The organism is Amaricoccus sp. W119 (genome assembly GCF_047275745.1).
Taxonomy (GTDB): domain Bacteria; phylum Pseudomonadota; class Alphaproteobacteria; order Rhodobacterales; family Rhodobacteraceae; genus Amaricoccus.
Genome location: NZ_JBKQWU010000001.1, coordinates 347,580 through 371,362 on the forward strand (window position 1 = coordinate 347,580; position 23,783 = coordinate 371,362).

The window sequence follows — 23,783 nt, forward strand, 5'->3', positions numbered from 1 at the left end:
ATTCCTCCCCAGAATTCGCCCGCCTTCACGACGCACCCCCTGATCGCGCGCCACCGAGCGGCTTCCAGACAGATATACCGATCCGGGGACCGCCGGGCGAGCGTGACGCCATCGCCCCGGCGATCGACCTAGACGGATGGACCGCGCGGGCCTTCCGCCCGTCGCGGTCCGTCGGCATGCCTGCGCGAGGATTGACAGCGCGTCCCGGTTTTCCGATGGGACGCCACTGGCGGAACAGACGGTGGAACGGCGATCAATGTCCGATTTCGATCTTGCGAGCCCCGATCTCCCGGCGGCGCTCGCGCGGCTCGCCCGCGACGCGGACCCGGCCGAGGCGCCGGCGATGGCCGCCTACCACAAGGCGCCGCGCCGCTACCTCGGGCTGCCCAACCCCGGCATCGACGCGGCGGTCGCCGAATGGCGCGCGGCGCTCGATGTGCCGGGGCGCGTCGCGCTCGCCGCCGGGCTCTGGGACAGCGACATCCATGAGGCGCGGATCGCGGCGGCGAAACTGCTCACCCAGGCGCGGCTCGGAGCGGACGATCCGCTGGTCTGGGCGGAATTCCTGCGCTGGGCGCCGATGTTCGACGCCTGGGCGATTTCCGACCACGCCTGCAAGGTGGGCGAGCGGCGGCTCGCGGCGGAACCCTCCCGGCTCGATGTGGTGGAACCCTGGGTGACCGACCCGAACCCCTGGGTCCGCCGCGCGGCGCTCGTCGTCACGCTGCCCTGGGCCAAGACCACGCATCCGACGCCCGCGGATCGCGCGGCGCGGGAACGGATTCTCGGCTGGGCCGAGACGCTGGTCGCCGATCGCGACTGGTTCACGCAGAAGGCGATCGGCACCTGGCTGCGGAGCCTGTCGCCGCGCGACCCCGACCGGGTCATCGCTTTCCTCGACGGGCCGGGCCGGGAGTTGAAGGCCTTCGCGCGGAAGGAGGCCATGCGCCGGTTGACCGGCCGGGGCTCCGATGCTGGAGACCAGCCCCCGTCGCTCAGGCCTCCGAGGTGATGAGACCGTAGCCGATGCCCCTGAGCGCGGCGCTGATGCGGTCGAAGACGCCGAGCTTCTGGTAGATCCGCCGCAGATGAGCATCGACGGTATGCGCGGAAATGCCGAGGATCGCCGCGATCGCCGCGTTGGACTTGCCCCGCGCCACCCAGGTCAGCACCTCCTTCTCCCGCCGCGACAGCGGAGGCGGCACGCCGATATCGGGCAGGATCAGCGCGCAGTAGCGCAGATGCGTCGCCTGGCAGGCCCAGTTCAACTCGGCCAGTACCGGCGGATCGAGCCGCTCCACCCCGGCGGCGAGGGCGACCTCGAAGATGCCGTTGCGGCCGTTCGGGCCATAGGCGGGGACCGCGAGACCATAGACGAACCCCGCCGCGCGAAGCTTGGCGAGATGCGCGCGCTCGTCGGCGGTCAGTTCCCGCAGCGTCTCGATGTCGTCCCAGTAGACCGGCTTGCCATGGCGCCGGGCATGATCGGTAATCGGCAGCGTGCCGGCCTGACGGGCTGCGAAATAGTATTCGACCCATTCCGCGGGGAAACCGGCGTTGCGGATGCGCGACACGCTGTCGTCCGGCGCGCCGACCGGCGGCATGTGGTGATATCCGATCTTGTCAACACCCCGCGCCCTGGCAAACCGCACCAATGCCCTCCAGAGTTCATCGGTGCTGAGGACGGCTTGAACGAAGGACTCAAACCTGTCGACGTCCATTCATCTGTCCCGTAATCGCGCGAGCCGCTTATAGCAGCACCCGGACCGGCTAATAAAGTGCTCTCGGCGACGCGGGCCCCTCCTACGAAGGTCCGACGGCGGGCTCAAGCGCATCGCGCCGTATGACCGGGAACGCGGCGGTGGCGGGGGGCGGGCGGCCCGCGGCAAAAGGACACCCACTCGGGCCACACGCCGCGCCCCGCATCGCCCGCGGGTCCATCGGGCCACGGGGCCGCGCGGGTCACCGACTGGCCAGTCATGATCCGCGGCGCCGGTCCGGAAGCTGTCGCGGCGCAACATGCCCGGCTTCGACATGCCGAATGTCGTGGCCATGTCGGGCCGGCGAAGCGTCACGGGCAGCGAAACCCGGCCGATGCCGCGGAGCAAAGCGGAAAGTGGCCATTCGGACGCGGTGAACAGCCCGGTTTGGCGCGCGTCCTTCCACCGCATCGGATGCGGATCGCGCATCGCGCACGGGGCACGTCTCGCCGCGGCGCGGCATCGTTCAGGATGGACATTCCGACGCGCCAGGCCGCGCGGCGAAAACACCTCCTTCCCCCGGAGTCACGCCGGACGAACCCTGTCCGCGATCCGGCGCCTGGGGCGGCCCGAGGGGGCGGCCGAGCCTTGAAACAGCGCACCGCGGCGTCTAGATCCAGGGTAACGCCGGGGAGGGGCGTCTTCAGGCATGCCAGCGCAACTCATCGATCCCTTCGCGCGCGCGATCACCTATCTGCGCGTCTCGGTCACCGACCGCTGTGACTTCCGCTGCGTCTACTGCATGTCGGAGCATATGGAGTTCCTGCCCAAGGCCGAGCTTCTGACGCTCGAGGAACTCGACCGGCTCTGTTCCACCTTCATCTCGCTCGGCGTGCGCAAGCTCCGGATCACCGGCGGCGAGCCGCTGGTCCGGCGCGGGATCATGACATTCTTCGAAGGCATGGCGCGCCATCTCGAGAGCGGCGCCCTCGACGAGTTGACGCTCACGACGAACGGCAGCCAGCTGCGCCGCTTCGCCCTCGATCTCGCAGCGGTCGGCGTGCGACGGATCAATGTCTCGCTCGACACGCTCGATGAGCGGCGCTTCGCGGAGATCACCCGCTGGGGGCGGTTCGCGCAGGTCATCGACGGGATCGACGCCGCCGCCGAGGCCGGCCTCAAGGTCAAGATCAACACCGTGGCGCTTCGGGGCATCAACGACGGCGAGATCCACGACCTCGTCGCCTGGTGCGGGGAGCGCGGGCACGATCTGACCTTCATCGAAGTCATGCCGATGGGCGATCTCGGCAACGAGGACCGGCTCGAGCAGTATTATTCGCTGCGCGACCTGCGCGCCGATCTCGATACGCGGTGGACGCTGACCGATACGGCGGAGCGGACCGGCGGCCCCGCCCGATACGCGCGGGTGGCGGAGACCGGCGGCCGCATCGGCTTCATCACGCCGCTCACGCATAACTTCTGCGAAAGCTGCAACCGGGTCCGGGTCACCTGCACGGGACAGCTCTACATGTGCCTCGGCCAGGAGGACGACGCCGATCTCCGCGCCGCCCTGCGCGCCCATCCCGATGACGATGCGCCGCTCCGCGAGACGATCCGCGCGGCGATCGCGCGCAAGCCCAAGGGGCACGATTTCGATTATTCCCGCCAGAAGGTCTCCGGGCAGGTCAGCCGTCACATGAGCCATACCGGCGGCTGAGGGAGCCGGGCTTGCGCCCAGGCTTGGCCGGGGTGGAGGGACTCAGCCGCGCGCGACTTCGCGGACCTCCACCGCCCCGAAACCGCTCCGCACCGCCGTTTCCGCCGCCGAGGACAGCGCCTTCCGGTTGCCCAGCGCCGCGGGATCGAGCGCCGGGTGGAAGGTGATCTCGACGCGGCCCCCCGCCGAACGGGCCAGCAGCGACACGAGATGCCCGCCGAATTCCATCTCGCCCCACCAGCCGTAGAGCGTCGCCGGCAGATCCGGCCTCGGGTGATAGCGGAGCGTCACCGGCTGGGTTCGTGCCCCCTCGCCGATCTCCGGCTCCAGGAAGACGCCGAAGAGCGAGGATTTGAACGGCAACACCCGCTGTCCGTCGCTGCTGGTCCCTTCCGGGAACAGGCAGAGCCGGTCGCCCCGGGCGAGACGCGCGCCGAGCGTCTCGGCCTGCCGCCGCGCCTCGGTCGCGCGGCGTTCGATGAAGACGGTGCCGATGGCGCGGCCGATGAAGCCGATCACCGGCCAGGAGGCCACCTCGGCCTTGGAGACGAAATTCACCCGCGCGGCGCTTTGCAGGGCCACGATGTCGAGCCAGCTCGAATGGTTCGCGACCAGAGCCCCCGGCATTCGCATCGGCGTTCCGCGAACCTCCGTCCGGAGCCCGAGCAGGCGAAGCGCCCCGCGGGCCCAGACCCGCACCACTCCCGGCGCGACCGCCCGGTCCCCCCGCCGCGAGAGAAGCCGGTCGAAACCCCGAAGCACGAGGAAGATCGCGAAGGACCCGAGGAGCCACAGGAGCGCGAGCGGCGCCCTGAGGCAGAGCCGCGCCCGCTCGGCGATGGTGAGCGGCCCGAGGTCCGGAGGCCGGGCGCCGTTCCAGCCGGCTCTCACGCCGCGCGCCCCCGCTCGTAGAAGGAACGGTACCGCTCGGTCATCCGCGTCGTGTCCATCACCACGCAGACATCGACCGTGTTGAAGCGCCTGTCCACGAAGGCACCCTCGCCGACCCAGCCGCCAAGCCGCAGATAGGCGTTGATGAGCGGCGGGATCATCTTTCGCGCGCGTTTCTCGTCGATCTCGCCGGGTGTTTCCATCGCTACGTACGCCTCGGCGCGCGCGCGCACGCGCAGATCCTCGGGCGCGAGGTGGTGGCGGTGAAGATAGGCGAGCGCCTCCGCGTAGGGCGCGGGATCGGCGCCGGCGAAACTCGCGACGCCGAACAGGATCTCGATCCGGCGGTCCAGCACGTATTCGGCGAGGCCGTTCCAGAGCAGATGCATCGCCGGGCCGCCGCGATGCTCCTTCGCCACGCAGGAGCGGCCAAGCTCCAGGCTGCGCCGGCCATCGCACAGGATCGGGCCGAGATCGTATTCGCTGGCGCCATAGAAGCCGGGACCGGAACGCGCCACCTCGTCGCGCAGGAGCCGGTAGGCGCCGACCACCCGGTCGAGCGGGTCCCCGGCCGTGCTCGCCCGATCGACGAGCAGCAGGTGATCGAACCAGCCGTCGAACGCGTCCCATTCGCGCCGCGCGGCGCGTTGATCCGGCGTCGCCTCGGCGCCCATCTCCTCGACGAAGACGCGATAGCGCAGACGCTGCGCGGCGGCGACCTCCTCCGCGCAATCGGCGAGCTTCACCTGATACCGACTGAGGTTGACCGACATGAGCGCCCCGGCNGCCCATCTCCTCGACGAAGACGCGATAGCGCAGACGCTGCGCGGCGGCGACCTCCTCCGCGCAATCGGCGAGCTTCACCTGATACCGACTGAGGTTGACCGACATGAGCGCCCCGGCGGCGACGCGGGCTCCCCTTCGACCCGCCTCTCCCTGCTTACCCGGTCGGGGGCCGTCATTCAAACCCTCACCCCGGGCGATCAAGTGAATCAGGGGTGAATCCGGCCCTGTTCACAAATATTTAATAGTCCACTGCGACCTGCTAGTGACTATCGCCAGACCCGAATTCCGGCCAGAGCTCAACACGGGAGCCGTCTATGACCACCTTGCCGGCGTGTTCGAAATTCACGGTGATCCTGTCACCGATCTTCGACTGCACCTGTCCGAGCCCCCAATCGGGCTGGAGGGGATGGCGTACGAGGTTTCCGGGCTCGAGGAATTCGTTCATGACCGGCCATCCATTCGCGGGGTTGAGGGCGTGGCGGTTGAAGGCACGGGAGTTGAAGGCATGAGCGCGCCCGAACTCGCAACCGGAAACGCGCCCGAACTCGCGGCGCTGGTCAGCGCGCGTCTCTGTCATGACCTGATAAGCCCGATCGGGGCCATCGGCAACGGGCTCGAACTCCTGCGCATGACGGAGAGCACCGGTCGGAACGCGGGCGGGGGTCCCGAGTTGGCTCTCATCTCGGACAGCCTCGGAACCGCCCTCGCCCGGCTCCGCTTCTACCGGATCGCCTTCGGACCGGCCGACGAGAGGGCCCGGCAGTCCGTCGACGAGGCGCGGCAGATCACGGATGCGCTCTACGCGGGCCGGTTCGGCGTGACCTGGATCGACGGCGAGGCGACCACGATGTCCCGCACCGCAGCCCAGATCGCCTTTCTCGCGATCCTCTGCTTCGAGCGCAGCCTGCCGATGGGAGGCGACGTGGTGGTGTCCCTGGCCGACGACCGGGTCCAGCTTCGCGCCGAGGAGTGCCGGGTCAACGCCCCGGCCGAGCTCTGGCTGCATGTCACGAGCGGCGCGCCGGTTCCCGAGCCCCGGCCCGACAATGTGCAGTTCCAGCTCCTGCGCCGCGCCCTGACGGCGCGCGGTTACCACGCCGAGCGCCGGTTCTCGGCGAACACGGCCGAACTCAGCCTCATCGGTCCCGGCCTCGCCCGCGCGATTCCGGCCTGAGCGATAACGGCCGGGCCGATACTGCCCGTGCGGATACCGGCCCGAGGCGGTCTCCGCACGGCCCCGACGATGCTGGCCCGGAGACGGGATACCCTCGGGGACTGTCAGGCCGGGGACAGCCCGTCGCGGAAGCGGCGCATGTTCTCGCGATAGCGCGCCGCGCCGCCGCGCATCTTCTCGATCTCGTCCTCGGACATGATGCGCGCGACCTTGCCGGGGCGCCCCATCACCAGCGCGCCGTCCGGGATCTCCTTGCCCTCCGTGACGAGCGCGCCAGCCCCGATCAGCGCGCCCGCGCCGATCCTCGCCCCGTTCAGCACCGTCGCGCCCATGCCGACCAGGCTCCCCTCGCCGATGGTACAGCCATGCAGGATCGCCATGTGCCCGATCGTGCACCGCGCGCCGACCTCGAGCGGGAAGCCCATGTCGGTGTGCATCACGCAGCCGTCCTGGACATTGCTGTCCTCGCCGATGGTGATCGGCTCGTTGTCGCCGCGCAGCACCGCGTTGAACCAGACGGAAGCGCCCCGGCGCAGGATGATCCGGCCGATGAGCCGCGCGCCGGGCGCCACCCAGTAGTCGCCGTCCTCGGGCACCTCCGGAGCGATCCCGTCGAGCGTGTAGAGCACCGTCATGTCATCCTCTCCTCGAATTCGCGGTTGAGCCCGGCGACGATCCCGAGCAGTTCCGGCCTCCGGTCGCGCCTCAGGCGCTCGGCCGCGATGATCGCCCGAAGCTCCACCTCGCAGGCGTCGAGATCGCGGTTCACCAGCACGTAGTCGTATTCGGCCCAGTGACTGATCTCGTCGCGCGATTTCGCCATCCGGCCCGCGACCACCTCGGCGCTGTCCTGCGCCCGCGCCCGGAGCCGCGCTTCGAGTTCGGCGATCGAAGGCGGCAGGATGAAGATCGTCACCACCGCGTCGCGCAGGCTCGAATTGCGGATCTGCTGGCCGCCCTGCCAGTCGACGTCGAAGAGCACATCCTGCCCCGTCGAGATGGCCCGCTCCACCGGGGCGCGGGGGCTGCCGTAGAGGTTGCCGAAGACCTCGGCATGTTCGAGCATCTGATCCGCCTCGGCCATCGCCTCGAACTCGGCACGGTCGGTGAAATAGTAGTGCTCGCCCTCCACCTCGCCCGGCCGGGGCGCCCGTGTTGTCGCCGAGATCGAGAACCGCACATTGGGATCGCTGGCGAGCAGGCGGCGTGACAACGTCGATTTCCCCGCCCCGGATGGCGAGGAGAGGATGATCAGGAGGCCACGCCGGGTCGGCGCGACGCTCATCTTCTATTCCACATTCTGAACCTGCTCACGCAACTGGTCGACCGCCACCTTCATCTCCAGCCCGATCGCTGTCAAATCCGCGGAGCCGGCCTTGGCGCAGAGCGTATTGGCCTCGCGGTTGAACTCCTGCGTGAGAAAATCGAGCCGGCGCCCGACCGGGCCATCGCTTTCCAGGAGCTTGCGCGCGGAGACGACATGCGCGTCGAGCCGGTCCAGTTCCTCGGTCACATCCGCCTTGACCGCGATCAGCGCCAGTTCCTGGGCGAGCCGCGCCTCGTCGATCTGGCCGGTCTGGCCGAGAACCGCGTCGACCCGCTGCCTGAGCAGCGCCGCGGTCCGCGGTCCCCGAGCTTCCGCCACCGTCCGCGCCTCGGCGACCAATTCGGCGAGCCGGTCGATGCGTCCGCCGACGATGCGGGTGACCTCGGCCCCTTCCTCGGCCCGCGCCGCGCGCAGCTTCGCGGCGAGCGGCTCCACCGTCCCGCCGAGCACCGCGATCACCTCCGGGTTCTCGGCCGGCGGAGACGTGTCCGGTTCCAGCACGCCGCGCACCGAAAGCAGATCCGCCGCCGTCATCGGGGCGAGATGCAGGCCGCGCCGGGCCGCGGCCTCGCCGGCGACCTCGGCGGCTTCGATCGCCATCGCGAGCCCCGCGGAGCTGATCCGGGGCGTCCCGGAGGAGCCGTTGCGCGATACGCGCAGTCCGACGGTCACCGACCCCCGGCTCAGGACCTTCCCGAGCGCCAGCCTGAGCGGCGCCTCGAGCCCCTCGAAACCTTCCGGCAGCCGCAGTCGCAGGTCCAGATTGCGCCCATTGACGCTTCGCGCCTCCCAGGCCCAGGAGACGTCGTCGACCGTTCCCGATAGGTCCGCGAATCCCGTCATGGAAGCGAGTGGCATTGTCGAACCCCCGCGCGGGCCTGACCTCACCACCGCGCTCAAAATTTAGGCAAATTCGGCGTGCATTAACGACAAGAGTGCGAATTCCGCGACTTGGACCGCGATCCCGGCTAGGCTGTGAGGAATTCATTAACCAATGACCGCGTGTATCCGAGTGAGAGGTAAACAGGCGGTCAGGCCGGGTCAAGTTTCGAAATGAACGATGCGATGCTCACCTCCCTCCACTCCTACTGGGACCGCCTGCGTGCCGGGCGCGTCGCGCCCTATCGCGCGGAGATAGATCCGCGCGAGTTCGAATCCGCGCTCGAGAACATGTTCATCCTCGAGCGGCTCAGCCCGGAGAACCTGCGGGTCCGGCTCGCGGGCATGAAGATCTGCGAGATGATGGACATGGAAGTCCGCGGCATGGAGGCGGCGTTCCTGATCGGCGAACCCGACCGCGCGCGGTTCGAGCGGCTGCTCAACGTCGCGATGGCAGAGCCCGCGGTGGTCGAGCTTCAGCTCGAGGCGCGGACCCGTTCGGGCGCCTTCCGGGGCAGCATGCTGCTGATGCCGCTGCGCGGGGATTTCGGCGAGATCAACCGCGTGCTCGGCTGCCTCGGCGCGGAAAGCGACTACTTCACTCCGCCGCTCTCCTTCACGATCCGCGACGCGACGGTCCGCCCGGTCGAGACCAGCGTCCAGCCGCGGGCCGAGACGACACGCCGTGCCCTGCCCGGCTTCGCGGAGGATCAGCCGGCCTTCGCGGGCGCGCCGCCGAAGCTCCGCGCGATCGAGGGCAACCCCGATGCATCCGGCGGCCGGGAGAGGCCCCGCCCGCGCCTGCGCATCGTCGAGTCCGACTGATCCGGTCGCACGGGATCGACTTTGCCCGATCCGTCTGGATAATCGAGCCTGACCGATCCGGGCCGACTGGCCCGACCATTCGGCTGGCCCGACCATCAGGCTGACCCGCCAATTCGCCTGTCCAGCGGGCCGATCAGCCCAACGATCCTCCGGCGGGCGCGTCGCGCGCACCGCCCTCCCCTCTCCGGGCCTCCGCCACATCAGCGTCCTCGTCGGGCGCGCGGGCGTCGAGCTCCTCCTCGACAAGCGCGAGAAGACGCAGCGCCGCCGGCGAGAGCGATCGTCCCCGCGCGCGGATGATGTAATAGGGCGAGACCAGCAGATCGCTCTCCGGCCTGAGCTGGACGAACCCCGCGCTGACCGGTGGGCGCGTCATCATCCGCGTCACCTCCCGCGCCATCGGCGCGACCGCGTCGGTCCGTGACAGGAAGGCGATCATCACCACCAGGGAGGACGTCGAGACGATGCTCGGCGGCGGCCTCAAACCGGCACGCGAGAGCGCGTCCTCGACCGTGGTCCGGATCGGCGTCCCGGGCTCGGGAATGATCCAGTCGAAGGCCCGGATGTCGGCGAGCGCGACACGGTCACGGCCCGCCAGCGAATGATCGCGCCGCACCAGGAAGCTCACCGATTCATGCCAGGCGGGCCGGAGCGAGAAGGCCCCGCGATCGGCCCCCGGCGGCGGGCGACCGAGCACGAAATCATAGTCCGCCGCGCCGATCCCGCGCACCAGCGCCGCCGAGGGCGCCACATCGACCCGGACCTCGACCTCCGGCGCCTCGGCGCGGAGTTTGCGGATCGCCGGCACGACATAGCCCACGGCCGGCCCGGTCACCGCGCCCACCGCGACCTGCCCGGCCCGCCCCTCGCGCAGTGCCGTGACTTCACGCGTCAGATCGCGCATCTCGACCGACATTCCATGCGCCCGGCGGGCGATCACCCGCCCCATCGGCGTCGGCGCCATCCCCTTGGCATGCCGCTCGAAGAGCGGCGCGCCGACGATCCGCTCGATCTCCGCGAGCATGCGCGAGGCCGCGGGCTGGGTGATCGCCAGCAGATCGGCCGCGACCCGCAACTGTCGGTGCTCCGCGATCGCCGCGATCAGGCGAAGCTGGCTGAGCTTGAGGTTCAGGACCGGTTCGGGCGGCATGGGACATACCATTCATGGCAAGACTATCGCCAACAATGTAATTTGATTGATATGTCATGCCGAGTGAAAACGCGGTGGGACGAGCCAGGGCGGCCACCGGGGCGGAGACGGTTGTCACCGCCGCCCGCTTGTGACCACCCTGACGGAGCCACAGCCCCGGCGCCGGACCGTCGAGCCGAACGGATCACCCGAGCGGATCACCCGGACAGACCACGGAGAGCCCTGCCATGACCGCCTTCACCCCGAAACCCTGGCCCCGCCGTCTCCGCTCGCAGGAATGGTTCGGCGGCACCGGCCGCGACCAGATCTATCACCGGGGCTGGATGCGCAATCAGGGTTTCCCGGCGGATCTCTTCGACGGCCGCCCGGTGATCGGCATCCTCAACACCTGGTCGGAACTCACCCCCTGCAACGCGCATCTGCGCGATCTCGCCGAGCGGGTGCGCTGGGGCATCTACGAGGCCGGCGGCTTCCCGGTCGAAGTGCCGGTCTTCTCCGCCTCCGAGAGCGCCTTCCGGCCGACCGCGATGATGTTCCGCAACCTCGCCGCGATGGCGGTGGAGGAGGCGATCCGGGGCCAGCCGATGGACGGCTGCGTGCTGATGGTCGGCTGCGACAAGACCACGCCCTCGCTCCTGATGGGCGCCGCCTCCTGCGACCTGCCCTCGATCGTGGTGACCGGCGGGCCGATGCTGAACGGCTATTTCCGGGGCGAGCGGGTCGGCTCGGGCACGCATCTCTGGAAATTCTCGGAAGCCGTGAAGGCGGGCGAGATGACGCCGGAGGAATTCTCCGAGGCGGAGGCCTCGATGAGCCGCTCGCCCGGCTCCTGCAACACGATGGGCACGGCCTCGACCATGGCCTCGATGGCCGAGGCGCTCGGCATGGCCCTCTCGGGCAACGCGGCGATCCCCGCGGTCGACTCGCGGCGCAGGATGATGGCGCAGCTCACGGGGCGACGGATCGTCCAGATGGTGAAGGACGATCTTAAACCCTCGGATGTGCTGACCAAACACGCATTCGAGAATGCGATCCGGACCAACGGGGCGATCGGCGGCTCGACCAACGCGGTCATCCATCTGCTCGGCATCGCGGGGCGGGTTGGCGTGGACCTGACCCTTGATGACTGGGACCGGCTCGGCCGCGACGTGCCGACGATCGTGAACCTGATGCCCTCGGGCAAGTATCTGATGGAGGAGTTCTTCTACGCCGGCGGCCTGCCCGTCGTCATCCGGCGGCTCGGCGAGGCGGGGCTGCTGCACAAGGAGGCGCTGACCGTCGCGGGCGAGTCGATCTGGGATCAGGTCAAGGACGTTCGCAACCACAACGAGGACGTGATCCTGCCGGCGGAACGCGCGCTGACCGAGCATGGCGGCATCGCCGTCCTGCGCGGCAACCTCGCCCCGAACGGCGCGGTTCTGAAACCCTCCGCCGCCTCGGCCCATCTCCTGAAGCACCGGGGCCGCGCCGTCGTCTTCGAGGACATCGACGACTACAAGCGCAAGATCAACGACGAGACGCTCGACATCGACGAGACCTGCGTCATGGTGCTGAAGAACTGCGGGCCGAAGGGCTACCCCGGCATGGCGGAGGTCGGCAACATGGGCCTGCCGCCCAAGGTGCTCCGCAAGGGGATCACCGACATGGTGCGCATCTCCGACGCGCGCATGTCTGGCACCGCCTATGGCACGGTCGTCCTGCACACCTCGCCGGAAGCCGCGGTCGGCGGCCCGCTCGCGGTCGTGCGCGACGGCGACATGATCGAGATCGACGTCGAGGCCCGGCGCATCCATCTCGACATCACCGAGACCGACCTCGCCGACCGCCTGGGCGGCTGGAAGCCCCATGTCGCCGCGCCGAACGGCGGCTACGCGCAGCTTTTCCATACCCATGTGCAGGGTGCCGATACCGGAGCGGATTTCGACTTCCTCAAGGGCTGCCGCGGCGCGCCCGTGGGCAAGGACAGTCACTGATGGGCGGGACACTGATGGGTGGGGTCGTGAAGGCGAGCGCGGGCGTCAGGGAGGCCGAAGCCGCGCCTCTCGAACCCGCGGTGGTCGACTGGATCGCGGTTGACTGGGGGACCAGCAACCTGCGCGCCTGGGCGATGACCGACGCGGGCGAGGTGCTCGGCTGCCGCGCTTCCGACCGCGGCATGGGGCGGCTCGCCGCCTCCGACTATCCCGGGGTGCTGGGGGATCTCGCCCGGGGCTGGACGCCGCGCGACGCGGGCCGGCCGCTGCCGGTGCTGGTCTGCGGCATGGCAGGCGCGCGGCAGGGCTGGTGCGAGGCGCCCTACCTCCCGGTCCCGACGCCGCCGCTCGGACCCGGCGCCGTGAGCCCGCCGGACGCGCCCGAAGGGTTCAAGGTCCTGATCCTGCCGGGTCTGAGCCAGACCTCGCCCCGGGCGGATGTGATGCGGGGCGAGGAAACCCAGATCGCCGGCGCCCTCGCCCGCGACCCCGGCTTCGAAGGCGAGATCTGCCTGCCGGGGACGCATTGCAAATGGGCATCCGTCGCGGGCGGCGAGGTCACCGGCTTCCAGAGCTTCCTGACCGGCGAACTCTATGAGCTTCTCGCCACCCGCTCGGTCCTGCGCCACGGGCTCGCGGGTGCGGGCGAGGACGCGGCCGGCTTCGACGCCGCCTTCGCGACGGCGGTCGCGGAGGCGCTCGCCGATCCGGATGCCGTGCCCGCCGCGTTCTTCGGCATCCGCGCCGAGGGGCTGCTCGGGGGATCGCGGCCCGACAGCGGGGCGGGAAGGCTCTCCGGTCTCCTGATCGGCGCCGAACTCGCCGCGCGGGGCGGCGCGGATTGGGCCGGCCGGTCCCTCGTCATCATCGGCGCGGGACGGCTGTCGGAGCTCTACGCCGCCGCGCTCGCCATCGCCGGGGCGCCCGAGCCGAAGCGCCTGCATGCCACCGAAGCCACGCTCGCGGGCCTCCGCGCCGCCCGCGCGCGTCTTGTCGATACGGAGTGATCACCATGGCCCGTCATCTGGTCGCCATTCTGCGCGGCATCCGCCCCGAGGAAGCGCCCGCCCATGCGCAAGCGCTCATCGACGCGGGGATCACCCTGATTGAAGTGCCGCTCAACTCACCCGATCCGTTCGACAGCATCGAAGTCCTGGTCCGGGACTTCGGATCGGCGGCCGAGATCGGCGCCGGAACGGTGCTCGACACCGAGGCGGTCGCGCGGCTCGCCGGAATCGGCGCCCGGATCGTCGTCTCGCCGAACTGCGACACCGACGTGATCGCCGCGACCCGCGCCGCCGGGATGGCGTCCTATCCCGGCGTGCTGACCCCCACCGAATGCTTCGCCGCGCTCGGCGCCGGAGCGACGGCGCTCAAGATCTTCCCGTCCTTCCTCATCGGCACCGCCGGGCTCAAGGCGATCCGCGCGGTCCTGCCGCCGGAGACGCTGATCTACGCGGTGGGCGGCGCCGACGCATCGAACTTCAGCGACTGGTTCGACGCGGGCGCGCAGGGGTTCGGCATCGGCACCGCGCTCTACCGGCCGGGGCAGAGCCCGGAGAACACGGCCGCCGCCGCGAAGGCGATCGTCGCCGCCTACGACGCCGCGCTGGAGAAGGCCCGATGACAGAGAGCCCCGACACCGCCGACGTCTTCGACCCGAGGATCTGCGAGCTTGGCGAGGGACTGCTCTGGCACCCGGACCGCCGCCAGCTGTTCTGGTTCGACATCCTCGGCCAGCGGCTCCTGAGCCGGCAGGACGATGAGGAACTGGTCTGGGACTTCGACGAGATGCATTCCGCCGCCGGCTGGATCGACCATGACCGGCTGCTGCTCGCCTCGGAAACCGGGCTCTGGGATTTCACCCTCGCGACCGGCGAGCGGCGGCTTCTCGCGCCGCTGGAGGCGGATCGGCGGGATATCCGCTCCAACGACGGCCGCGCCGATCCCTGGGGCGGCTTCTGGATCGGCACGATGAGCAAGACTGGCGAACGCGGCCAGGGCGCGATCTGGCGCTATCACGCGGGCGAGTTGCGCAAGCTGCACGAGGCGATCAGCATCCCGAATGCGATCTGCTTCGACGAGGATCGCGCGCGCGCCTATTTCGCCGACACGCCCACCTCGACGGTCTGGAAGCAGACGCTCGATCCGGTGACCGGCTGGCCGACCGGGGAGAAGCAGGTGTTCCTCGACCTCCGCGACGAGAAGCTGCACCCCGATGGCGCGGTGATCGACACCGCCGGGCGGTTCTGGAACGCGCAATGGGGTTCGGGCCGGGTCGCCTGCTACGATCCAGACGGGCACCTGCTGTTCTCCGAGGGTTTCCCCGCCAGCCGCGTCACCTGCCCCGCCTTCTCGGGGCCGGACCTCTCGCAGCTGGTCGTCACCTCGGCCTGGGAGGGATTGTCCGAGACGGCGCGCGCCGCCGAGCCGCTCGCCGGCGCCACCTTCTCCCGCCGCGTCCGCGCGATCGGCATCGCCCCGCCGCGCGCGCGGGTCCCCTGACCCCAGTCGTCGCGGGGCCGTCGCGGGCCTCAGCGCGTCGAGAAGCCGAGCCGCGTCCGGTGCCGGTACTCCTGCCCCGGCTCCAGCCAGGCGAAGGGGAAATCCGGCCGGTTCGGACTGTCGGGCCAGGCCTGCGGCTCGAGGCAGAAGGCATCGCCCGCCCGCGGCGCCACCCCGCCCTTGCCCGGAACCGTTCCGTCGAGGAAGTTGCCAGAATAGAACTGCAATCCGGGCTGGTCCGTCCAGAGCCGCAGTACCCGGCCCGAAACCGGGGCCCAGACCTCGGCCGCCAGGGTCAGCGGACCCGCCCCGACCCAGCCCTCCGCCCCGCCGATCACGCCGTCGAGGCAGAAATTGTGATCGTAGCCCCGCCCGCGCAGAAGCTGCGGCGTTCCGGCGCGGATCGCGTCCCCGATGCGCCGGGGCGCGCGGAAGTCGAACGGCGTCCCCGCGACCGGTTCGGGTCCGCCCTCGGGAATGGCCTCGGCGGTCACGGGAAGGAAGCGGCTCGCATGGATCGTCAGCCGGTGATCCAGCACGTCGCGCATCAGATCCGGGCTCGCGAGATTGCCTTCGAGGTTGAAGAAGGCGTGGTTGGTCATGTTGACCGGCGTCGGCCTGTCGCTCCGCGCGGAGATCTCGATGTCGAGCACAATCTCGCCACCCTCGTCGGCGAGACTGTAGATCACCTCCGCCTCCAGCCGGCCCGGAAAGCCCTGGTCGCCATCGGGGCTGACGAGGCGGAACCGGGCGGCCGGCCCGCTCCCGCCAGTGACCTCGCTGATCTCCCAGTTTCGCCGGTCGAAGCCGTCGGCGCCGCCATGCAGCGCATTCGGCCCGTCATTCGGCGCGACCTGATACTGGTTTCCGTCGCGCGCGAACCGCCCACCGGCGATCCGGTTGGCATAGCGGCCGACGGTCGCGCCGAGGAAACCGCGATGGCCGCGGTATTCCGCCACCGTGTCGTGGCCAAGCAGGATGTCGTCCGGCCGACCGTCCCGATCCGGCAGTTCCAGCGCCGCGAGCGTGGCGCCGAGCGACAGGAGCCGTGCGCGGACCGGCCCGAGCGACAGCGTGACCGCCTCGACACCGTCGCCGGCCTCGACCCGCTCGGCCGCGGCGGTCATGACCGGTCCTCCGCTGCGTCGTGGAAGGCTTCGACCTCATGGCGCCGGCCGATCATGAAGGCATCGGCGACCAGCATCAGCGGCGAGAGATCCACATCCGACCGCCCGGCGGCGATGAGCTCCACGAAACGGGCATAGAGCCGGCGGTACTCCTCGTCCGGTTCCGCCACCGGCGCGCCGCCATCGATCGCGAGTTCCGCCCCGCCCTTCGAGAGCCGCAGCGACCCGCGATCCGTCTCGACGAGAATGTCCCAGGATTGCGGACCGGTCTGGCGCCAGTCGAGTTCCATCGTGACGGGGATACCCCCGGCCATCACCATATCGACCTCAGCCGCGATCGGCGTGGCGCGGTTCGCGGGGAAGTAGAGTGCGCTCCGGATCGCGGCGAGCGGCCCCGGCAGGATCGCGGTGGCGATCGAGAGCGCGTTGATACCGGGATCGAAGACGCCAAGCCCGCCCGGTTCCCAGATCCAGGCCTGACCCGGATGCCACTGGCGCACGTCTTCCCTCCAGATGATCCGCGCGCTCCGGACCTCGCGCTCGGCGAGCCAGCGACGGGCGGGCGCGACAGCCGCCGCCTCGCGCGAATGCCAGGTCGCGAAGACGGTGAGACCCGCGGCTTCCGCCGCGCGGCGCAGCGCCTCGACCTCGGCAAGGGTGGCGCCGGGCGGCTTCTCCAGCATGACATGCTTGCCCGCGCCGAGCGCCGCCATCGCCTGGCCGAAACGGCCCTCGGGCGGGGTGCAGAGCGTGACCGCGTCGATCTCAGGCTCGGCCGCGAGCAGGTCCTCGATCGTCGCGTAGGAAGGCAGTCCATCGAGCCCGGCGTTCCGGCTCGCGATCGCGGCGAGGCGCGCGCCGGGCGTCGCCTCGATCGCCGGCAGATGCTGGTCCCGGGCGATCTTCCCGAGCCCCACGAGCGCAAGTTTCAATGCCATTGCTTCCCCGATCCCCTCCTTGCCGGCGCCCGAACCCGGGCGATTCGCGAAGGCCCCGCGCGGCCTCTCGCCCCGACCAGTCTGGCCCGCGATCCGAGGCCGCGTCAATTTGCTTAAAAATCATACTATTATGCCACCGGAGCGTGATCGACGGATATCGGCATCGCTTGTGCGCGGCACCCTAGAATCAATATTAATCTCATATTCTCAGTATATTGCCCTGATACCATCTCATTGTTCCGGAGCACGAAGCCGATGCATCATCGGATTCCATCTTTCCGTTGATCGGTAATTTGTACTATTATATCCAGCACGACAGAGGCACCACAAGACCTCGCGCACCCAAGGAGGATACCATGTTCCGCACTGTCGCGACCGCCGGAGCGGCCGCCATTCTCGCCACTTTCGCCAGCACCGTCGCCGCCAGCGCGCTGACCGTCGGCTTCAGCCAGATCGGCTCGGAATCCGGCTGGCGCGCCGCGGAGACCACTGTCACCCAGCAGCAGGCGAAGGAGCGCGGCATCGACCTCAAGTTCGCCGACGCGCAGCAGAAGCAGGAGAACCAGATCAAGGCCGTCCGGGGCTTCATCGCCCAGGGCGTGGACGCGATCCTGATCGCCCCCGTGGTCGCGACCGGATGGGACGGCGTGCTGGAGGAAGCGCAGGAGGCGGAGATCCCGGTCATACTGCTCGACCGGCAGATCGACGCTTCGGAGGATCTCTACCTGACCGCCGTCACCTCCGATCAGGTCCATGAGGGCAAGGTCGCGGGCGACTGGCTCGTCGGCGCGGTGGGGGACGCGGAATGCAAGGTGGTGGAGTTGCAGGGCACCACCGGTTCCTCGCCCGCGATCAACCGCAAGAAGGGGTTCGAGGAGGCGCTCGCCGGCCACGCCAACATTTCCATCGTCCGGAGCCAGACCGGCGACTTCACCCGCACGAAGGGCAAGGAAGTCATGGAGAGCTTCATCAAGGCCGAGGGCGGCGGTGCCGATATCTGCGCCGTCTATGCGCATAACGACGACATGGCGGTCGGCGCGATTCAGGCGATCAAGGAAGCCGGGCTGAACCCCGGCACCGACATCAAGATCGTCTCGATCGACGCGGTGCCCGACATCTTCCTCGCGATGGCGAATGGCGAGGCGAATGCGACGGTGGAACTGACGCCGAACATGGCCGGGCCGGCCTTCGACGTGCTCGAAGCCTATCTCAGCGACGGGACCGAGCCGGAGAAGTGGATCCAGACCGAATCGAAGCTCTTCACGGCCGAGGATGATCCGCAGGCTGTGTACGAGTCCAAGAAGGATCTCGGCTACTGATCCGTCCGGGCGGGGCTTCGCGCCCCGCCCTCGGCGCCGCCGACCGCGGCCGGCGCGCGCCATCGCAGGCAGGCCACGACTGAGAAGCCATCTGAGGGAGTTCGGGGCATGGCGGCTCACGCACTGCTCGAAGCGCGGGGGATCTCCAAATCCTTCTTCGGCATCCGCGCGCTTGAGAACGTCGATTTCGACCTGCGCGCGGGCGAGATCCACGCGCTGCTCGGCGAGAACGGCGCCGGGAAATCGACGCTGGTGAAGATCCTGACCGGCGCTTACCGACGGGACGCGGGGTCAATCGCGCTCGAAGGTCAGCCGGTCTCGCCGAGCGACGTGGGCGAGGCGCAGGAGCTTGGCATCGGCACGGTCTATCAGGAGGTCAATCTCCTCGAGAACCTGACCGTCGCGGAGAACCTCTATCTCGGGCGCCAGCCGCGCCGCTTCGGGCTCATCGACCGGCGGCGGATGGAGCGTGACGCCAAGGCGCTGCTTTCCGGTTACGGCCTCGATCTCGACGCGGGCGAGACGCTCGCGCATTACTCCGTCGCGGTGCGCCAGATCATCGCCATCGCCCGCGCCGCGGATCTCTCGGGCAAGGTGCTCTTCCTCGACGAGCCGACCGCGAGCCTCGACGCGCGCGAGGTGGAGCTCGTCTTCGGCATCCTGCGCGAACTGAAGGCGCGCGGCCTCGGGATCGTGCTGATCACGCATTTTCTCGATCAGGTCTATGCGATCGCCGATCGGGTGACGGTGCTGCGCAACGGCGAATTCGTCGGCAGCCGCGCCATCGCCGATCTGCCGAAACGCGACCTGATCGGCATGATGCTCGGCCGCGAACTCGCCGAGGAGACGCATCACCGGCCCGACATGGCCGAGAGCGCGGCTGAGGGACCGGCCCCAATCCGCTTCCGCGACTACGGCAAGCGGGGCAGCGTCGCGCCCTTCGACCTCGACGTGCGCCCGGGCGAAGTCGTCGGCATCGCCGGGCTGCTCGGCTCGGGGCGCTCGGAGACGGCCTTCCTGCTCTTCGGGATCGACCGCGCCGATACCGGGCACGCCGAGATCGACGGCGAGACGGTCGCGATCACCTCCCCGCCCGATGCGGTCAGCCATGGCTTCGGCTTCTGCCCCGAGGACCGCAAGAGCGACGGCATCATCGGCGATCTGTCGATCCGCGAGAACATCATCCTGGCGCTGCAGGCGCATCGCGGCTGGGCGAAGCCGCTCTCGCCGCGGGAACAGTCCGACCTCGCGCGCCACTACATCCGCGCGCTCGACATCCGCCCGCCGGTGCCGGAACGGCCGATCAAGTTTCTCTCCGGCGGCAACCAGCAGAAGGTGATCCTCGCCCGCTGGCTCGCCACGAAGCCGCGGTTCCTGATCCTCGACGAGCCGACGCGCGGCATCGACATCGGCGCCCATGCCGAGATCATCCGCCTGATCGAGCAGCTCTGCGCCGAGGGCATGGCGCTCGTCGTCATCTCGTCCGAGCTCGAGGAACTGGTCGCCTATTCGCACCGCGTGATCGTGCTCGCCGACCGCCGCCACGTGCGCGAGCTGAAGGGCGCGGAGATTTCGGCGCAGGCGATCATGGGTGCCATGGCCGCCGATCCCGCGACCGGAAAGGAGACCGCCGCGTGACCTGGCTCACTTCCCGCCTCCGCCGCCTCGCGCCGCAACTCGTGGCGCTGGCACTCGTTCTCGCGGCGATTTCCCTGATCGCGCCGGGGTTTCTCGACGTGACCTTCCAGAACGGCCGCCTCTACGGCAGCCCGATCGACGTGCTGGTCCGCGCGGCACCGGTGGCGCTGCTCGCGGTCGGCATGACGCTCGTCATCGCGACGAAGGGGATCGACCTCTCGGTCGGCGCGACGATCGCGATCACCGGCGCGGTGGCGGCCTCGATGGTCGCCGCCGGGCATGCGCTGCCGGTGGTGATCGTCGCGGCGCTCGGCGTCGGCCTCGTCTGCGGCGTCTGGAACGGGCTTCTCGTCGGGATCGCCGATATCCAGCCGATCATCGCGACGCTCATCCTCATGGTCGCGGGCCGGGGCATCGCGCAGCTCATCACCGAGGGCGTGATCCTCACCTTCAACGATCCCGGCTTCGCCTTCCTCGGCTCCGGCGCGGTCCTCGGCGTGCCGATGCCGGTGATCCTCTGGGTCATGACCGGCATCGCTGTCGGGCTGCTGGTCCGCGTCTCGGCACTCGGCCTGCTGATCGAGGCGGTCGGGATCAACCGGCGCGCCTCGATGCTGATCGGGATCAAGGCGCGGTTCCTGATCGTCTTCGTCTACGCCGTCGCCGGCCTCTGCGCCGCGATCGCGGGGATGATCGTCACCGCGGACATCCGAGGCGCGGATGCGAACAACGCCGGGCTCTGGCTCGAGCTCGACGCGATCCTCGCCGTGGTGATCGGCGGCACCGCGCTCTCGGGCGGACGGTTCTCGATCTCCGCCTCGCTCGTCGGCGCGCTGATCATCCAGTCGCTCAATACCGGCATCCTGATCTCCGGCTGGCCACCGGAGTTCAACCTGATCATCAAGGCGGTGGTCATCGTCGTGATCCTCGCACTGCAATCGCCGGTCGTGGCGAACAGCCTCGCGGCCGCGGCCCGCGTCCGCGCCGGATTCCGCGACCCGAAGGGGACCCGGACATGACCCGCGCACCGCTCATTCGCGCCCGGAACCTGCCCTTCGCGGCGACGGTGCTGATCTTCCTCGCAGCCTATGCCTTCTGCGTGGCGCAGTTCCCGAACATGCTGTCCATGCGGGTCGCGGGGAACCTCCTCACCGACAACGCCTTCCTCGGCATCGCGGCGGTCGGCATGACCTTCGTCATCCTCTCGGGCGGCATCGACCTCTCGATCGGCTCCGTCATCGCCTTTACGAGCGTCTTCGTCGCGGTTCTCGTGCGCGAGGGCGTGCATCCGGCGCTCGCCTTCACGCTGGCGCTCGCACTCTCGACCGCCTTCGGGGCGGCGATGGGTCTGATGATCCACGGGCTCTCGATGCCGCCCTTCGTGGTCACCTTGGCGGGGATGTTCCTCGCGCGGGGCGCCGCTTTCCTGATCTCGACGGAATCGGTACCGATCTCGCATCCGTTCCTCGAGCAGCTGACCGACCTCTACTTCCGTCTGCCCGGGCGCGGCGGGCGGCTCACCTTCCTCGCGATGCTGATGCTGCTGGTTTTCATCGCCGGATCGCTGCTGGCGGGGCGGACACGCTTCGGCGCCAATGTCTATGCGCTCGGCGGCGGCGCGCAGTCGGCGGAGCTGATGGGCGTGCCGATCCGGCGCACGACGATCGGGCTCTACGCGCTCTCGGGTTTCCTCGCCGGCCTCTCCGGGCTCGCCTATACGCTCTACACCTCCGCCGGCTATTCGCTCGCGACGGTCGGCGTCGAACTCGACGCGATCGCCGCCGTCGTCATCGGCGGAACACTGCTGACCGGGGGTTCCGGCCTCGTCGCCGGCACGTTTTTCGGCTTGATGATCCAGGGTTTGATCCAGACCTATATCGTCTTCGACGGAACCCTGTCATCGTGGTGGACGAAGATCGTCATCGGCCTGCTGCTCTTCCTCTTCATCGTGCTGCGCCGCGTCATATTGCTGTTCCACGAGCGGGCGGGCGGAACCGGGGAAGGGCGCGCCGTCGCCGGAGGTTAGGACCATGGGCATCCTCGACAACCGGATACACGGCCCCCGCCCGCGCGGCAGCCACGGCCACGTCGTCGAAGAACTCGGCCGCGCGATCGTCTCGGGCGAGATCCCCCAGGCGTCGATCCTGCCGGGCGACCACGACCTGATGGAACGCTTCGGCGTCTCGCGCACGGTGCTGCGCGAGGCGATGAAGACGCTGGCGGCGAAACGGCTGATCGAGGCCAAGTCGCGGGTGGGCACGCGTGTGCTCGAGGACCGGCGTTGGAACTTCGTCGATTCCGACGTGATGAGCTGGCGGCTGAGCGCCGGGGTCGATCTCGAATTCGTGGTGCATCTCGCGGAGATGCGGCTGGCGCTCGAACCCTCGGCCGCCGCCCTCGCCGCCCGGCATGCGACCAATGACGAGATCCTGGAGCTCTACGCGATCGCCGAGCGCATGGACCGGCCCGAGCACAGCGAGGAATCCTTCGCCAAGGTCGACCTCGAATTCCACATCGCCGTCGCCAACGCCTCGCGCAACCCGTTCATGCGCTCGGTCTCGAGCCTGATCGAAGCGGCGCTGGCGGTATCGCTGCACCTCTCCTCGCCCGCCGTGACCCCGGGCGGGATCTCCACCTGCGCCTCGAACCACCTCCGCATCGCCCATGCGATCGCCGCGCGCGATCCCGAGCGCGCCGCCAACGCGATGCGCTTCGTGATCGACGACGGCGTGGCGCGCGTGCAGGATGTGCTCGGGCGATGAACTCGGTAAGCCGGATCCGCCCGAGCGGGCGGATCGCGTGGTTCGGGTCGCAGGCTGAGGTCCAATGCCGCGGGCACCGCGCGCGGTCCCAGCCGTGGATCGGCCGGAAGGATGAGGGAGCGCAACGGCGGTGATGGGAAATCGCGGATCATCAAACGGGATCGATGACGACGTGTTCTCGCGCCGAACCCGGCGGATGTACAAGTGGCGCCGCGGGGCGCTGAAACGCATCAAGCAGCAATTCTCGAAACGCATGCGTCAGGCGGCTCGCCAAGAGGTCCAGGAACAATGGCCGATGGGCAGGGAGCGAGACTCACCCCGTCCGTGATCGACGCCATCATCTCCGTGGGTGAAGGCTCGCCATGAAGCCGGGCAGACCCCCGGGGAGAACGGAGGTGCCGAGGGCGCCCACCGGCCCAGGCACGGCGGGACGGTTGGTGCGAAGGCTTGTACGCGGTCCCGCTCCGCCGCTATAAGACGGTCCGGCGCCGCGTTAGCTCAGCAGGTAGAGCAGCGCTCTTGTAAAGCGAAGGTCGTGGGTTCGATTCCCTCACGCGGCACCACTTTCCTGTCCGCCGATCGTCGTGGTTGATTGATAAAGTCCAGAAAACAAGGCATAATCTGGATCTAGCTGGTCACCCAGTGATCGCCTGCGTTCGCCCCAAGCCGGGCCAAGGTGAGGGTCGATCTGGGGGCCTTTCCGATGACCGGAAACGAAAGGCCCCCAGGATATCCCTCACGATTCCGCTATCCGCGCCCTGGGCCCCGCGAGCGGCCCTGCAAGGTCGGCGATGAGAAGGGGCGCTACCTTCAGGTCACGCCATCGGGAGGGCGACGCTGGAGCGTGAATTTCCGCGCCTCAGGCGGAGTCGAGAAGAAGCTGAGGACCTCGATTTACCGGCATTCCTGAGCCCTGATGGTATGAGCGGGGCGGATGGCGGCGCCACTGTTCGCTCTGGGTGAGTTCCATCGTGAAGTGCAACACCGTTGACGGATGAGGTATCCGTCTGTCGCCAAACAGATAACGGTGCTGCCATGTCAGATTATGCCCACCTCACTGCCGATGAAAGGG

23 protein-coding genes and 1 tRNA gene are annotated in these 23,783 nt (G+C 69.2%); 14 read left to right on the forward strand and 10 right to left on the reverse strand.

Features of this window, described 5'->3' with window-relative positions:
* Window positions 1-256: 256 nt before the first annotated feature.
* Window positions 257-1,012, forward strand: a complete 756-nt coding sequence (locus tag ACLJK8_RS01600) for a DNA alkylation repair protein (RefSeq protein WP_413148214.1) — start codon at window positions 257-259, stop codon at window positions 1,010-1,012.
* On the opposite strand, the gene ACLJK8_RS01605 is transcribed toward ACLJK8_RS01600, so the two are convergent.
* Window positions 996-1,721, reverse strand: a complete 726-nt coding sequence (locus tag ACLJK8_RS01605) for an autoinducer binding domain-containing protein (RefSeq protein WP_413148216.1) — start codon at window positions 1,719-1,721, stop codon at window positions 996-998. The genes ACLJK8_RS01600 and ACLJK8_RS01605 overlap by 17 nt on opposite strands.
* A gap of 688 nt (window positions 1,722-2,409) precedes the next feature.
* Here ACLJK8_RS01605 and moaA point away from each other — a divergent pair.
* Entirely contained in the window at window positions 2,410-3,417 is a 1,008-nt protein-coding gene (gene moaA / locus ACLJK8_RS01610) for a GTP 3',8-cyclase MoaA (protein ID WP_413148217.1), read from the forward strand.
* A 42-nt stretch (window positions 3,418-3,459) separates the two neighbouring features.
* On the opposite strand, the gene ACLJK8_RS01615 is transcribed toward moaA, so the two are convergent.
* From ACLJK8_RS01615 to ACLJK8_RS01625, 3 genes are all read right to left on the reverse strand, one after another.
* A complete protein-coding gene (locus ACLJK8_RS01615) occupies window positions 3,460-4,308 on the reverse strand; it encodes a lysophospholipid acyltransferase family protein (protein ID WP_413148219.1) in 849 nt (282 codons plus the stop codon).
* Window positions 4,305-5,081 carry a GNAT family N-acetyltransferase gene (locus tag ACLJK8_RS01620; RefSeq protein WP_413148220.1) on the reverse strand — a complete coding sequence of 259 codons (777 nt, stop codon included), beginning with the start codon at window positions 5,079-5,081 and terminating at the stop codon, window positions 4,305-4,307. The genes ACLJK8_RS01615 and ACLJK8_RS01620 overlap by 4 nt, the downstream gene beginning before the upstream one ends.
* A 272-nt stretch (window positions 5,082-5,353) precedes the next feature.
* Window positions 5,354-5,539 carry a DUF3553 domain-containing protein gene (locus ACLJK8_RS01625; RefSeq protein ID WP_413148221.1) on the reverse strand — a complete coding sequence of 62 codons (186 nt, stop codon included), beginning with the start codon at window positions 5,537-5,539 and terminating at the stop codon, window positions 5,354-5,356.
* Window positions 5,540-5,599: 60 nt separating this feature from the next.
* Here ACLJK8_RS01625 and ACLJK8_RS01630 point away from each other — a divergent pair, with 60 nt between their 5' ends.
* Window positions 5,600-6,268, forward strand: a complete 669-nt coding sequence (locus ACLJK8_RS01630) for a histidine phosphotransferase family protein (protein ID WP_413148223.1) — start codon at window positions 5,600-5,602, stop codon at window positions 6,266-6,268.
* Between the two features lie 104 nt (window positions 6,269-6,372).
* Here ACLJK8_RS01630 and ACLJK8_RS01635 read toward each other — a convergent pair whose 3' ends face one another.
* From ACLJK8_RS01635 to ACLJK8_RS01645, 3 genes are read right to left on the reverse strand one after another with little or no spacing between them, the layout of a single operon-like run.
* Window positions 6,373-6,903, reverse strand: coding sequence for a gamma carbonic anhydrase family protein (locus ACLJK8_RS01635; protein WP_413148224.1), 531 nt, complete (start codon window positions 6,901-6,903; stop codon window positions 6,373-6,375).
* Window positions 6,900-7,553, reverse strand: coding sequence for a guanylate kinase (gmk, locus tag ACLJK8_RS01640; RefSeq protein ID WP_413148225.1), 654 nt, complete (start codon window positions 7,551-7,553; stop codon window positions 6,900-6,902). The genes ACLJK8_RS01635 and gmk overlap by 4 nt, the downstream gene beginning before the upstream one ends.
* A gap of 3 nt (window positions 7,554-7,556) precedes the next feature.
* Window positions 7,557-8,453 (reverse strand): YicC/YloC family endoribonuclease, encoded by an 897-nt coding sequence (locus ACLJK8_RS01645; protein ID WP_413148226.1) that lies wholly within the window; start codon window positions 8,451-8,453, stop codon window positions 7,557-7,559.
* Window positions 8,454-8,648: 195 nt separating this feature from the next.
* Here ACLJK8_RS01645 and ACLJK8_RS01650 point away from each other — a divergent pair, with 195 nt between their 5' ends.
* A complete protein-coding gene (locus ACLJK8_RS01650) occupies window positions 8,649-9,299 on the forward strand; it encodes a PAS domain-containing protein (protein ID WP_413148227.1) in 651 nt (216 codons plus the stop codon).
* A 133-nt stretch (window positions 9,300-9,432) separates the two neighbouring features.
* Here the strand turns inward: ACLJK8_RS01650 and ACLJK8_RS01655 are convergent, their stop codons facing one another.
* Entirely contained in the window at window positions 9,433-10,449 is a 1,017-nt protein-coding gene (locus ACLJK8_RS01655; RefSeq protein WP_413148228.1) for a LysR family transcriptional regulator, read from the reverse strand.
* Window positions 10,450-10,676: 227 nt separating this feature from the next.
* Between ACLJK8_RS01655 and araD the strand changes: the two genes are divergently transcribed.
* The 4 genes from araD to ACLJK8_RS01675 are packed head-to-tail and all read left to right on the forward strand — an operon-like array spanning window position 10,677 to window position 14,927.
* Window positions 10,677-12,422, forward strand: coding sequence for an L-arabinonate dehydratase (araD, locus tag ACLJK8_RS01660; RefSeq protein ID WP_413148230.1), 1,746 nt, complete (start codon window positions 10,677-10,679; stop codon window positions 12,420-12,422).
* Window positions 12,422-13,429 (forward strand): 2-dehydro-3-deoxygalactonokinase, encoded by a 1,008-nt coding sequence (locus tag ACLJK8_RS01665; protein ID WP_413148232.1) that lies wholly within the window; start codon window positions 12,422-12,424, stop codon window positions 13,427-13,429. Before araD ends, ACLJK8_RS01665 begins: the two co-directional genes overlap by 1 nt.
* A gap of 5 nt (window positions 13,430-13,434) precedes the next feature.
* A complete protein-coding gene (locus tag ACLJK8_RS01670; RefSeq protein ID WP_413148234.1) occupies window positions 13,435-14,049 on the forward strand; it encodes a 2-dehydro-3-deoxy-6-phosphogalactonate aldolase in 615 nt (204 codons plus the stop codon).
* Entirely contained in the window at window positions 14,046-14,927 is an 882-nt protein-coding gene (locus ACLJK8_RS01675) for an SMP-30/gluconolactonase/LRE family protein (protein WP_413148236.1), read from the forward strand. Before ACLJK8_RS01670 ends, ACLJK8_RS01675 begins: the two co-directional genes overlap by 4 nt.
* Window positions 14,928-14,956: 29 nt before the next feature.
* On the opposite strand, the gene ACLJK8_RS01680 is transcribed toward ACLJK8_RS01675, so the two are convergent.
* Together ACLJK8_RS01680 and ACLJK8_RS01685 are read right to left on the reverse strand one after the other, a co-directional pair.
* Window positions 14,957-16,054 carry an aldose epimerase family protein gene (locus ACLJK8_RS01680; RefSeq protein WP_413148238.1) on the reverse strand — a complete coding sequence of 366 codons (1,098 nt, stop codon included), beginning with the start codon at window positions 16,052-16,054 and terminating at the stop codon, window positions 14,957-14,959.
* Entirely contained in the window at window positions 16,051-16,992 is a 942-nt protein-coding gene (locus tag ACLJK8_RS01685) for a Gfo/Idh/MocA family protein (RefSeq protein ID WP_413148240.1), read from the reverse strand. Before ACLJK8_RS01685 ends, ACLJK8_RS01680 begins: the two co-directional genes overlap by 4 nt.
* A gap of 356 nt (window positions 16,993-17,348) precedes the next feature.
* On the opposite strand from ACLJK8_RS01685, the gene ytfQ reads away from it, so the two are divergent.
* From ytfQ to ACLJK8_RS01715, 6 genes are all read left to right on the forward strand, one after another.
* Window positions 17,349-18,311 carry a galactofuranose ABC transporter, galactofuranose-binding protein YtfQ gene (ytfQ, locus tag ACLJK8_RS01690; protein ID WP_413148242.1) on the forward strand — a complete coding sequence of 321 codons (963 nt, stop codon included), beginning with the start codon at window positions 17,349-17,351 and terminating at the stop codon, window positions 18,309-18,311.
* Between the two features lie 108 nt (window positions 18,312-18,419).
* The gene (gene ytfR, locus ACLJK8_RS01695; protein ID WP_413148243.1) at window positions 18,420-19,949 is read left to right on the forward strand and encodes a galactofuranose ABC transporter, ATP-binding protein YtfR; all 1,530 of its coding nucleotides are present in this window, start codon (window positions 18,420-18,422) and stop codon (window positions 19,947-19,949) included.
* Window positions 19,946-20,968, forward strand: a complete 1,023-nt coding sequence (locus tag ACLJK8_RS01700) for an ABC transporter permease (protein WP_413148244.1) — start codon at window positions 19,946-19,948, stop codon at window positions 20,966-20,968. The genes ytfR and ACLJK8_RS01700 overlap by 4 nt, the downstream gene beginning before the upstream one ends.
* On the forward strand, window positions 20,965-21,975 hold the full coding sequence (yjfF, locus tag ACLJK8_RS01705) for a galactofuranose ABC transporter, permease protein YjfF (protein ID WP_413148245.1): 1,011 nt from the start codon (window positions 20,965-20,967) through the stop codon (window positions 21,973-21,975). The genes ACLJK8_RS01700 and yjfF overlap by 4 nt, the downstream gene beginning before the upstream one ends.
* 4 nt (window positions 21,976-21,979) lie before the next feature.
* The gene (locus tag ACLJK8_RS01710; RefSeq protein WP_413148247.1) at window positions 21,980-22,711 is read left to right on the forward strand and encodes a FadR/GntR family transcriptional regulator; all 732 of its coding nucleotides are present in this window, start codon (window positions 21,980-21,982) and stop codon (window positions 22,709-22,711) included.
* Window positions 22,712-23,198: 487 nt separating this feature from the next.
* Window positions 23,199-23,274, forward strand: a tRNA-Thr gene (locus ACLJK8_RS01715).
* Window positions 23,275-23,783 lie beyond the last annotated feature (509 nt).